This window comes from Thiomicrorhabdus sp. Milos-T2 (genome assembly GCF_000702325.1).
Classification (GTDB): Bacteria; Pseudomonadota; Gammaproteobacteria; order Thiomicrospirales; family Thiomicrospiraceae; genus Thiomicrorhabdus.
The window spans coordinates 615,225-627,354 of sequence record NZ_KL370891.1 but is presented as its reverse complement, the minus strand read 5'-3'; the positions used below and the strand labels follow the sequence as shown (position 1 = coordinate 627,354).

Below are 12,130 nucleotides of genomic sequence, written 5' to 3'. Positions count from 1 at the left end.
GTCTTCGTGGTTAAAAGATTTATTTAATCAATCATAAAACACGCATACCCATCCTTTATAGCGATAAATTTACGAGTCACTAAGCACTTGTAGTAGTTTTTTTGCAGGCACGTAACCTGGTAACAAAGTACCGTTTTCTAAAAGGATATTAGGAGTACCATTCACCTCAAATTCTTGTGCATATTCTAAATGTTTATTAATAGGGTTTTTACATTGAGTTTTATCAATCGCTGCACCATTCATCGCATCACTCATTGCTTTTTGTGGGTTTTTAGCGCACCACACTGAGACCGCTTTAAAATAAGAAGGAGACCCTACTCCCGCTCTTGGAAAACTAATATAACGAACATTAACCCCTGCTTCATTCAAAACGGGAATTTCTTTATGAAATTTTTTGCAGTAGGGACAATCAACATCGGTAAATACCGTAATAGTATGTTTAGCCTTATCTTTACCCTGTTTTGCAGGATAAATAATTAACGAACTTTCATCAATACCATCTAAAGCCGTTTTTCGAGCTTTAGCAACCGCTACTTTGGTTAAATTTTTACCCGAATCTAAGTCAATCATATTGCCATTTAATAGATACTTACCATCTTTTGACATATAAACAACTGTCAATCCCACTTTTACCTGATAGATACCCTGCACAGAAGTCTCTGTAATGGTTGCCTCTTTTACATCTCCAGGAACAATAGTTTGTAAACGTTTTAGGATTGCACTCGACTCATCAGTCGCAAAACTAACTGTAGAGGCACACAATAGAACGGTACCTGTTACCAAACCTAATAAGTTTCTGTTTTTTATCGATTTAAACATTGATTAAAGCCTTTATTGCTATTCTTAGAGACCTTTGCACGAGATAGGTGCGAAAGAAAAATGAGGTAAAATTTGCCTGATTGCGACGGAAAACGCAGGGAATAGCTAGCTATTCGCTAGGTTTTCAACAAAAATCGGGTGAATTTTAACCATTTTTACTCGTGCATACTCTCGTGCAAAGGTCTCTCTTAATTACTATGATTATAACCTTCACAAAGGTCTCTTAGTTTTTCTTAATGGATTTTAATGGGTTCTATCATACCTAAATAAAAGTAAATAAAGCCAAATAAGCCTGACTCAAACATGACAAAAATTATTAATTAACCGCGAGGGTGATGCTGTTGATGGAGTTTATGTAGACGCTCTTTAGCAACATGAGTATAAATTTGAGTAGTTGATAAATCACTATGCCCTAATAACAACTGAACGGTTCTTAAGTCCGCCCCATGATTAATTAGATGTGTTGCAAAAGCATGGCGTAATGTATGCGGAGACAGATTGACATGTATACCTGCATCAAAGGCCAAATTTTTAATTCTATGCCATAAGGTTTGGCGTGTCATAGGGCGACCAATTCTTGAAATAAACAAGGTATTAACCCATTTATTTTTCGTTAAAACTGGACGAGATTCCTTTATATATTTCTCAAGCCACTCTATTGCTAACTCTCCTAAAGGAACAATACGTTCTTTGCTCCCTTTACCTGTGACTTGAACCAGGCCTGCTGATAAATTAAGTTGCTCAAAAGGCAATTCAACCACCTCTGAAACACGTAAACCACTCGCATACATCAGTTCTAAAATTGCCCTATCTCTTATTCCTAAAGGTGTGTACTCATCAGGAGAATAAAGCAAAGCCTCAACCTGAGCTTCTGTAATGACCTTTGGGATACTCTTTGGAAGCTTTGGAGCCCTAACAAGTGCGGTTGGGTCAGCATCAAAAAACTCATTACTTGCTCCCCATTGATAAAAACGCTTTAAGGTTGATAACAATCTGGCATTAGATTTTTCTTTACGGCCATCCTCTTGAAGAAACAACATAAAACTTTCAATACCTTCAGCAGAAATACCTTCAATAGTTTGATTGCAAATATCTTTTAACCAGGCCTGGTAGAGTTTTAAGTCTCGCTGATAAGCGGACAGTGTATTTGCACTTAGCCCTTCAGTTAGTTGCAAATAACTAAGAAACTCAGTGACTTTAGGATGGTGTAGAAATGTCTTTTTAGATTTTATTGCTTTTGCCATGTTCGATAGTATAGCGGAGAGGTGTGAATGCTTGCCAGATTATTCATTAACCCTATTGAGAAAATTCTGCATGAGAATAAATAGAGATAAAAACAAAAACGCCCCGTAATCAAAAGATTACGAGGCGTTTTATACAAGAAGCGAGAAGCGCTTTCGAAGTAAAACTTCTAAGCGACTACACTTCTTTATTATACTTTTTCTTTGATACGTGCTGCTTTACCAGATAGATCACGTAGATAGTATAGTTTAGCGCGACGTACAGCACCTTTACGTTTAACTTCAATGCTGTCAACTAATGGGCTATAAGTTTGGAAAGTACGCTCTACACCAACACCGTGTGAGATTTTACGCACTATAAAGTTAGAGTTAATACCACGGTTTTTCTTAGCAATAACTACACCTTCATATGCCTGAAGACGCTCGTTTTTACCTTCTACAACCTTAACTTGAACTACTACTGTATCACCAGGAGCAAACTCAGGAACTTCCTTAGTCATTTGCTCTGATTCAATGCGCTGAATAATATCGTTTTTCATTTTAAAACTACTCCAAATCAGAAAGTTTTCTTTCTGAATTTTATTTTATCCAACAATAACTAAATTCATTAGCCAGAGGTTGAATCCGAATTTTTACTTGTTTGTTCCAGAAAGTAAATCTGGCCGACGCTTTTGTGTTCTGGCTAATTTTTGCGCTTGTCGCCAAGCATCAATTTTAGCGTGATTGCCTTCTAGTAAAACAGAAGGAACCGTCATTCCATCCACCTCTTCAGGTCGAGTGTAATGCGGACAATCTAACAATCCGTCGGAAAAAGAATCTTGTTCTGCTGACTGGTTATGCCCTAATGCACCAGGAATAAGTCTTACAACGGCATCCATCAACATCATTGCAGGGAGTTCACCCCCACTCACTACAAAATCACCGATACTGATTTCTTCATCAATAGACGATTCAATCAATCGCTCATCAACGCCTTCATAGCGTCCACAAAGCAAGGTTAAATTTTTATATTGAGTTAACTCTGCTACTTTTTGCTGTGTAAGCGGCTGCCCTTGCGGGGATAAATAAACCACATGCGGTTTATCATCATTTTCACTCTTACACGCCTGTTCAATAGCGGTCAGCGTATCTTTTAACGGCTGATACATCATGACCATTCCTGGCCCGCCCCCATATGGACGATCATCAACCGTTTTGTGTTTATCTAAAGTAAATTGACGAGGGTTCCAGGTATTAAGCTGATAGAGACCAGATTGATTTGCTCGACGAGTTACACCTGATTCCGTTAATGCCTTAAACATTTCAGGAAACAAGGTAATGACATCAAATCTCACTTTCTGGCTCTTCCAATTCCCAGTCAACCACAATCTGTTTTTTGTCGGTATCAACACTTAATATGAATTGATCCATGACAAATGGAATCAATTCTTCATGCTCACCCGTTACACGTAAAACATCATGCACGCCAGTTTCTATCAAATCTTTAACCTTACCAATCACGGTGCCATCTTCCAACAACACCTGACTACCAATTAAATCAATCCAATAAAGTGAATCTTTGCGGTTTTTTAACTGCGATTCTTCAATCGCAATTTCACACCCCATAAATTCTCGGGCAACGTCTCGGTCATCTACTTTATCTAACTTGGCCACCAAGGTTTTTCCACCTTGCTGAACTTTTGAGTCAGTAATACTAACTTGTCGCCATTCGCCTTTGCATTTAATCCACCAAGGCGAATAACTTAGAATATTTTCGCGTGGGTCGGTATGAGAAAAAATCTTTACCCACCCATTTACACCAAAAATACCGTTAATCGAACCGACAATTAATTTATCTGCAGACATTGTTTAAAGCCTTACTTGTCGGTTAATAAATGATTAAGCGTTTTTTAGGATGCTTTTAACACGAGGGCTAACCTGAGCGCCTTGAGCTACCCAGTGATCAATTCTCGCCTGATCAACACGAATTTTTTCTTCATTTCCACGTGCAATAGGATTATAGAAACCTACTTGCTCAATGAAACGACCTGTTGCTGAATTACGTTGATCAGCTACAACCATTTTATAGAAAGGACGCTTTTTAGAACCACCACGGGCTAAACGAACTACAACCATTTTATTCTCCAAATATTTATCAGGCGATGAAGAGAAACCCTCTTCAACAATTTCTTCTATTAAGAAATCTCTTTGATTTCTTTACTATTTTCGTCCAAACATGAACGAGAAGCGGGATTATACAGAAGTTTGGTTTTTTATTCAAACCATAAACAAGATTATTTTTAACAAAATCATCTATTTGAAACCTAACTTAAGAGAGTGTAAAAAGAAAAAAGCCATTGCGTTAAACAATGGCTTTTTAAATATCTATGGTCTCAAGAGAGACCTAATTTTTACTTTGTTAAAGAATTAACGCATTCCTGGCGGCAGGCCACCCATTCCACCCATACCCGGTGGCAATTTACCGGCTAAGCCGCGCATCATATTTTTCATACCGCCGCCTTTCATCTTTTTCATCATTTTTTGCATTTGGGTAAATTGTTTTAGTAATTTATTAACATCTTGAACTGAGGTACCTGACCCATTGGCAATACGACGTTTACGAGAACCTTTAATTACAGCAGGAAATTGTCTTTCTTTACGAGTCATTGAATGAATAATCGCTTCTAAACGCTTAAACTCTTTAGCCGCCACATCTTCATCAACTTGACCGGCTAATTGGCCCATACCAGGAAGTTTACCCATCAGGCCTCCAACCCCGCCCATATTGTTAATCTGCTGAAGCTGCTCTAAAAAATCTTCTAAATCAAACGCTCCCGATTTTTGAACTTTTTTAGCGAACTTTTCCGCTTTCTTATGGTCAATCTTGGCTTCAGCTTCTTCAATTAAGCTTAATACATCGCCCATACCCAAAATACGACCCGCCATTCGGTCAGGGTGAAATGGTTCTAATGCATCCGTCTTTTCACCTGCACCAATAAACTTGATTGGCTTACCAGTAATTTCACGAATCGAAAGCGCGGCACCACCTCGAGCATCACCATCCGTTTTTGTCAATATCACACCACTTAACGGTAAAGCATCATTAAAGGCTTTAGCCGTATTAGCGGCATCTTGACCAGTCATAGAATCTACAACAAATAGAGTTTCACATGGATTAATGCTGCTGTGAAGTTGTTGCACTTCTTGCATCATTTCGTCATCAATGTGTAAACGCCCGGCGGTATCTAAGATTAATACGTCGGCAAATTGCTTTTTAGCTTCTGCATGAGCATTTTTTGCAATAGTAATGGGATCTTGGTCTGCTGATGATGGAAAGAAAAGCACATCAACTTGCTCAGCTAGAGTTTCTAGCTGCTTAATGGCGGCAGGACGATAAACATCTGCAGAAACCACCATAACCTTTTTCTTTTCACGCTCTTTTAGCCATTTAGCTAATTTAGCAACAGAAGTGGTTTTTCCCGCACCTTGTAAACCTGCCACCATAATGACCGCAGGCGGTTCGACATTAAAGTTGAGGGGTTCAGCTTCTTTTCCCATTACATCAGCAAGTTGTTCACGAACCACTTTAATAAAAGCTTGACCAGGATTTAAACTTGAAGAAACCTCTTGACCTATTGCACGCTCTTGAACTTGAGCAATAAAGTTTTTGACAACCGGTAATGCAACATCCGCCTCTAATAAAGCACGACGTACGTCTCTTAAAGCATCTTTAATATTTGATTCCGTTAAACGCCCTTGGCCACGGATAGCTTTAAAGGTTTTATTTAAACGGTCCGATAAATTGTCAAACATGAAAACTCCTGAACAGACTGAAATACTTTGCCACTACAAGCCACTAGAACTTAATTAACAGTAACTTATTTAACAGTAATTAAACTAACTTGAGACCTTTGCACGAGAGTATGTACGAGTAAAAATGGTTAAAATTCACCTGATTTTTGTTGAAAAACTTGCGAATAGCTAGCTATTCCCTACGTTTTCCGCCGCAATCAGGCAAATTTTACCTCATTTTTCTTTCGCACCTATCTCGTGCAAAGGTCTCAACTTAAAATTGAATCTCGTCATTATACCGGAAATACTAAAACGTAAATAGGTTTGAATATTGTGAGATTTTTGAATACGCTGATTACACGAAGGTTACATGGTGAATCACCCTTTAATTTTTCTAAAGAACTTGCCATAAAACTTGCTATAACTTCTTATTAATTGAATTTTCAATTACATAAAACAACTTCTACCAGGCCTGGTAGAAGTTAAATCAATCTTTTAAATCATAATTCGTATAAATTAAGCGTTAAAAGAAGCGTGCTATATCCTTGCTGTGAGTTACAATAATTGTTTATTAGAGACCTTTGCACGAGATAGGTGCGAAAGAAAAATGAGGGGAAATTTGCCTGATTGCGGCGGAAAACGCAGTGAATAGCTAGCTATTCGCAAGTTTTTCAACAAAAATCAGGTGAATTTTAACCATTTTTACTCGCGCATACTCTCGTGCTAAGGTCTCTTTAGATTTACTACTTATGATTATGACTAACGTTAGGGTTTGATATCAATGTTATCAACTGGAATTATTGCTGTACTGGCTAGCCTTCTCTACTTTTATGCCAGCTTTATTATTTGGAATAAAATTCAATCGCCAACCCAAATGGATATTCGGCCTAAAATCATTAAGATTATAATTGTTGCCGTTTTATTGCACGCTTACACATTAAGTCATTCACTTTGGTTAGACTCTAATATTATTTTTAATATTGGTAATGGCCTTTCTTTGGTAGCTCTTTTAGGTGCCGCTATTCTATTAGTTACGCATCTAAACAAGCCAACTGAAACACTAGGAATTTTTATATACCCTTTGGCCGCATTTACCACTTTGTTACCTTTGGCTATCAATTCCAAAATGCTACTACCGATAGAATTAGGTAGTCATATATTAATGTCCGTTGCCGCTTATAGTATTATGGGAATTGCCACTGCTCAAGCGATTTTATATGGTGTGCAAGAGCGCAACTTTAAAGCCAAACGTTTAACTAAATTAATGAAAGCGCTGCCTCCTCTACAAGTAATGGAAAGCACACTTTTACAGTTTGTTAAAACAGGTTTTATCTTTTTAACGTTTGCACTAATTAGCGGCGCCTTTTTTGTAGAGAACTTATTTGAGCAACACCTAATTCACAAAACGTTTTTTGCAATATTAGCTTGGCTGGTTTATGGCTTATTCTTATTTGGTCACGCTAAATATGGATGGCGCGGCCAAACCGCCGCCCGCTTTACCATTTGGGCGTACTTTCTATTGATTTTGAGCTATATCGGAACGGCTTTTATTCTTCAATTTATAATCCATTAGTTAGCTTTGCATTCTTTGCTTTTTTCAATAGCAATGAAAAGGTATAATTCCCTCTCATTCATAACCGATTAGAAAGACATTGAATTCTCTAGACATTTCAATCCTATTTGGGATTTTAGCTTTACTTATCATTCTATCTGCTCTATTTTCTAGCTCTGAAACCAGTATGATGGCGCTCAATCGTTATCGTCTAAAGCACCAAGTTAAATCTGGTCACAAAGGCGCAAAGCTTGCTCAAAAACTACTAGAAACTCCAGATCGCTTACTGGGTGTTATCTTATTGGGTAATAACTTTGTCAATATCTTTGCCTCTTCTATTGCCACGATCATTGCCATGAAACTTATTGGTGAGGCCGGTATTGCGATAGCCGCAGGTTTACTAACCATGGTGGTTTTAGTCTTTGCAGAAGTAGCACCCAAAACTTTAGCGGCACTCTATCCAGAAAAAATTGCTTACCCTGCCGCTTATGTTTTAACCCCACTATTAAAACTCTTATCGCCAATCGTTTGGCTGGTTAACTTTTTTGCTAATGGTTTTTTACGCATATTTAGAATTAACCTTAAAAATGCAGATGATGCACATGCATTAAGCCATGAAGAACTGCAGACGTTAATCTTTGAAGGGACCAGCCAGCTTCCTGAACAATATCGTTCAATGTTATCTAGTGTTCTTGAGCTGGAAAATGTGACTGTAGAAGATGTCATGATTCCTAAACAAGATATGTATGCAGTAGATGTAGACCAGCCCATTGAACATATTTTAAAAGCCATTCAAAAATCACCTTATACACGTGTACCGATTTACCGAGGTTCTTTAGATGAAGATTTAATTGGTATCTTAAACCTGCGCCGTGCTTTACCAGTATTAATGCGCGCTGAAGTCACCTTAAAAGATATTATTAAAATGATCCGCCCAGCTTATTTTGTGCCTGAAACCACCTCATTAAATGTTCAATTAGCTAAATTTAACTCTCATAAACGACGTATGGCTCTTATTGTTGATGAATATGGTGACTTACAAGGCCTGTTAACCATGGAAGATTTGTTGGAAGAGATTGTAGGTAAACTCTCAACTGACTCAAAAACAAAACAGGTTGAAGACACTATTGCACTGCATGACGATGGAAGTATGACCATAGATGCCTCTGAATTTATTCGTGATTTAAATAAAGGCTATAAGTTAAACCTTCCTACAGATGGGCCTAAAACGCTTAATGGGTTAATTCAGGAAGTACTTGAAGAACTCCCTTCTCCTGGCACCTGTATTAAGATCGATCATTACGTTCTTGAAGTCATGGAAACCTCTACCAACGCCATTGAAACCGTCAAGCTTTCTGTTCACTCACCCCTTAAAAGTAATAAGGCAGACCATGACTAACCAATCCACGTATTCTCACCCTTTTCAGCAAGAAACGGAATGGCAAAAGCTTCAGGCAGGCATTATTGCCCTAGCAAAAAAAGAAGTGCTTGCACGTTTTGAGCAAGTTGGTGCAGTTGAAAAAGATGATGGCTCTTTGTTAACCGAAGCGGATACTGAAATGCAAAAAAAGACCCAAAGCTTTCTTGCTGAACACTGGCCACAATATGCTTTTTTAGGTGAAGAATCCTCAACAGAAGAGCAAGAAACCGCGATGAATAGTCAAACAGGTTGCTGGATTTTAGACCCTGTTGATGGCACCAGTAATTTTGCTATCGGCATTCCCATCTATTCTGTGTCATTGGCTTTAATGATTGAAGGTAACATTGTAGCAGGCCTGGTATATGACCCTAGCCGAGATGAAATGTTTACCGCACGAGCTCAGCAAGGAGCTCAATTAAATGGTAAAAAACTCATTGCTAGTACTCCCAAGCAAAAACTTAAACAGTGTAGTGGCATTATTGACTTTAAACGTTTATCTCCAGAATTAGCCACTAAATTAGCCATAAACTCGCCGTATTCATCACAACGTAGCTTTGGCTCAGTCTGTTTAGATTGGTGTTGGATTGCGGCAGGTCGTGGTCAAGTTTATCTGCATGGCGCACAAAATATTTGGGATTATGCGGCTGGCTGGCTTGTGCTTGAAGAAGCGGGAGGGTTTAGCTGCGATTTAAACAATCAAACCGTGGTCACTCCTAAAGTGGTTAAACGTTCTGCCGTTGCGGCAACCACAAAAGCTCTATTTAATGAATGGAAAGCATATCTAGATATTGAGAGTTATAAATCCCATTAAAAACCTAAGTCTCTTTAAAAACCTAACTACCAGGCCTGGTTACTTTTTTCAGGCTTGGCAAAATAATCATTCGCACACCTTTAAGTCCCTTTAAACTATTTAAACCCAATCCTACCAATAATGTTTCCTTAAAAATTATCATGCAAAGTTTTTAATTCAAAAAGTTATTCAATAGTTATCCACAGGCAATCAATTTTAGTCAATGCCTTATTATGCAATTCCGTGACCCCATTTTTGTAATGCTTTTTTTAAGGCATCGACATTTATCGGCTTGGTTAAAAAATCATTCATACCAACCGCCATCACCGAATCATAACTCTCTTCATTTGAATTTGCCGTTAGCGCCACAATAGGAATGTGTTTTACCTCACTCTCAAGCATACGAATTTCTTGTGTTGCTTCTAAACCGTTCATTTCTGGCATCTGCATATCCATCAATATCACATCAAAATGCCGTTCAGAATCTTGTACCATTTCATAAGCTTCTAAGCCATTATTTGCCAATTCAACGCTGTGGCCTAACTTAGTTAAAATAGTTTTAATTAAAAATTGGTTAGGCAAGTTATCCTCAGCAACTAAAATAGACAAAGGTAGATCTTGATTAATTAAAGCATGATCTTCAAGCGTCTCGGTATTTTCAACTTCGTTAAAAGGGATTTCAAACCAAAAAACACTGCCTTTGCCTTCTTCGCTTTCGATACCGATTTGACCCCCCATCGCTTCAACCAGTTTTTTACTAATCGATAAACCTAAACCTGTGCCGCCAAATTTACGGGTTGTTGATGCATCTGCCTGAGAAAATTCAGCAAATAGTTTAGGGATATTTTCTTGTGAAATACCTATCCCCGTGTCTATCACTTCAAAACGCAAAGTATCTTGATTTGTTGGTTTTACATCGACTTTTACGCCCCCTTCAGAGGTAAACTTAATTGCGTTCCCCACCAGGTTAAGTAATATTTGTCTTAAACGTCCTTCGTCACCCAAATAATGAGTGGCTAATTCTTGTTTTAAGTTAAAGCCTAGCTCAATATGTTTGAGCTTGGCATTGGTTGCAGACATATCAATCACAGTTTGCAACTGTTGTTTTAAATCAAATGGTTGATGTTCTAACTCGACCTTACCGGCTTCTAATTTATTAAAATCTAAAATATCATTAATTAAATAAAGCAGGTGCTCACCTGAACGCTTAATCATCTCAACATGCGTCGCTAAATGCTCATCTAGATTTTCACTTAATAATAATCCCGAATTACCAATTACTGAGTTTAACGGAGTTCTAATTTCATGACTCATTACCGATAAGAAATCGGCTTTTGCTTTAGCCGCTGACTCAGCCAAAACACGTGCTTCTTTCAAATCGTCTTCCATCTGTTTACGTTCTGAAATATCTAATGCAAAACTCAGCAACCAAGTGTCGTAAGACTGGTTAACCTGTTTTACGTGCATTGGCACTTTACCCTGAAACATCCACAAAGCTTTATCCTTAAACTTAGCTTCTCTTTCTAACAACACCACTTCATCGCTATCTTGAATACGCTTATCTTCATTCGCTTGCTCTAGAGCAAAATCAATAGGGTAAATTTCAAAATCCGTTCTGCCAAGAACCTCGTTGCAATGTTTAGTAGTAAGTTTTTCAGCTTCTTTATTAAAGAAGCGATAACAACCTTGTGCATCTTTTACATAAATATAAATTGGCAATGCATCAATCATTTGTTGAATTAATGCTTCGCGTTGTTTGAGCTGAAGTTCAGTGTATTTACGCTCAGAAATATCAGTTAAGGTACCCGCTAAACGAATTGCTTTAGCCGTCTCCCATTGCGCTTGAGCCGCCATTGAAACCCATTGGTATTGTTGGCGCTCATTTAATACTCTAAACTCAAGCTGTAAGGGCCAATGACTCTCTAAATGCCCCTCTATACCTTCAATAACCTTATCAACATCATCTTTATGGATACGTTCAATCATCTGCTTATAAGTTGAACCCAAAATGTGGCTACTCACCCCCATCACTTCATAGGCATTTTGATTAAAATGAATAAAATCTGTCTCAATATCCCAGTCAAATACCCCAAACCCTGCTGAATCAATAATTAAAGAATAAACATCTGTTTTACTTTCGGTATTTGCCTTAGAAACATCATCTCCAAATAAGTCCGATGAATTACTTGTACTAACACCCGTTGTTAGAAATTGCACAAGCAAGCAGTCTTCATTCGGCGTTGCGCTAAAAGAGTAACTCTCTATCGCATTAGGAAGTTGATAGCTAAAAATTGAAGGCGTCACTTTTGACAAAGCATCCATTAACTCTAATTTAAAGCGAGGGTTAACAGAAACATCAAATTCCCCCCAAAGTGATAAAGCTGCGGAGTTTTGCCATAACAACTGCCAAAGGCCATCATCATCGCGCTCAAATAAAGCAGTGGCCATCGGTAAATCGGTATAAAGAGTTTCTACATTATTTTGAAAGGTATTTTTTGACATAAGTAGTAAATCATTGAGTCAATTAATAAATAGGA

11 protein-coding genes are annotated in these 12,130 nt (G+C 38.0%); 3 read left to right on the top strand and 8 right to left on the bottom strand.

Annotation, left to right across the window (positions count from 1 at the left end):
* Positions 1–69 precede the first annotated feature (69 nt).
* The 7 genes from BS34_RS0102745 to ffh form a co-directional block, all read right to left on the bottom strand.
* Positions 70–819: a DsbC family protein gene (locus BS34_RS0102745; protein WP_029407022.1), complete on the bottom strand. Its 750-nt coding sequence runs from the start codon at positions 817–819 to the stop codon at positions 70–72.
* A 320-nt stretch (positions 820–1,139) separates the two neighbouring features.
* Positions 1,140–2,063 carry a site-specific tyrosine recombinase XerD gene (xerD, locus tag BS34_RS0102740; RefSeq protein ID WP_029407021.1) on the bottom strand — a complete coding sequence of 308 codons (924 nt, stop codon included), beginning with the start codon at positions 2,061–2,063 and terminating at the stop codon, positions 1,140–1,142.
* Positions 2,064–2,251: 188 nt separating this feature from the next.
* A complete protein-coding gene (gene rplS / locus BS34_RS0102735) occupies positions 2,252–2,599 on the bottom strand; it encodes a 50S ribosomal protein L19 (protein ID WP_029407020.1) in 348 nt (115 codons plus the stop codon).
* 93 nt (positions 2,600–2,692) lie between these two features.
* Positions 2,693–3,361: a tRNA (guanosine(37)-N1)-methyltransferase TrmD gene (gene trmD / locus BS34_RS0102730; protein ID WP_051640803.1), complete on the bottom strand. Its 669-nt coding sequence runs from the start codon at positions 3,359–3,361 to the stop codon at positions 2,693–2,695.
* 22 nt (positions 3,362–3,383) lie between these two features.
* A complete protein-coding gene (gene rimM / locus BS34_RS0102725; protein ID WP_029407018.1) occupies positions 3,384–3,905 on the bottom strand; it encodes a ribosome maturation factor RimM in 522 nt (173 codons plus the stop codon).
* A 33-nt stretch (positions 3,906–3,938) separates the two neighbouring features.
* On the bottom strand, positions 3,939–4,175 hold the full coding sequence (gene rpsP, locus BS34_RS0102720; RefSeq protein ID WP_029407017.1) for a 30S ribosomal protein S16: 237 nt from the start codon (positions 4,173–4,175) through the stop codon (positions 3,939–3,941).
* Between the two features lie 291 nt (positions 4,176–4,466).
* Complete coding sequence (gene ffh, locus BS34_RS0102710; RefSeq protein WP_029407015.1) at positions 4,467–5,852, bottom strand: signal recognition particle protein; 1,386 nt, start codon at positions 5,850–5,852, stop codon at positions 4,467–4,469.
* 760 nt (positions 5,853–6,612) lie between these two features.
* Between ffh and BS34_RS0102705 the strand changes: the two genes are divergently transcribed.
* The 3 genes from BS34_RS0102705 to BS34_RS0102695 all read left to right on the top strand — a co-directional run bounded on the left by BS34_RS0102705 (position 6,613) and on the right by BS34_RS0102695 (position 9,614).
* A complete protein-coding gene (locus BS34_RS0102705; RefSeq protein ID WP_029407014.1) occupies positions 6,613–7,404 on the top strand; it encodes a cytochrome C assembly family protein in 792 nt (263 codons plus the stop codon).
* Between the two features lie 79 nt (positions 7,405–7,483).
* The gene (locus BS34_RS0102700; RefSeq protein WP_029407013.1) at positions 7,484–8,782 is read left to right on the top strand and encodes an HlyC/CorC family transporter; all 1,299 of its coding nucleotides are present in this window, start codon (positions 7,484–7,486) and stop codon (positions 8,780–8,782) included.
* Positions 8,775–9,614: an inositol monophosphatase family protein gene (locus tag BS34_RS0102695; protein WP_051640650.1), complete on the top strand. Its 840-nt coding sequence runs from the start codon at positions 8,775–8,777 to the stop codon at positions 9,612–9,614. Before BS34_RS0102700 ends, BS34_RS0102695 begins: the two co-directional genes overlap by 8 nt.
* 210 nt (positions 9,615–9,824) lie before the next feature.
* Here BS34_RS0102695 and BS34_RS12485 read toward each other — a convergent pair whose 3' ends face one another.
* Positions 9,825–12,095, bottom strand: a complete 2,271-nt coding sequence (locus BS34_RS12485) for an ATP-binding protein (protein ID WP_051640649.1) — start codon at positions 12,093–12,095, stop codon at positions 9,825–9,827.
* Positions 12,096–12,130: the final 35 nt, after the last annotated feature.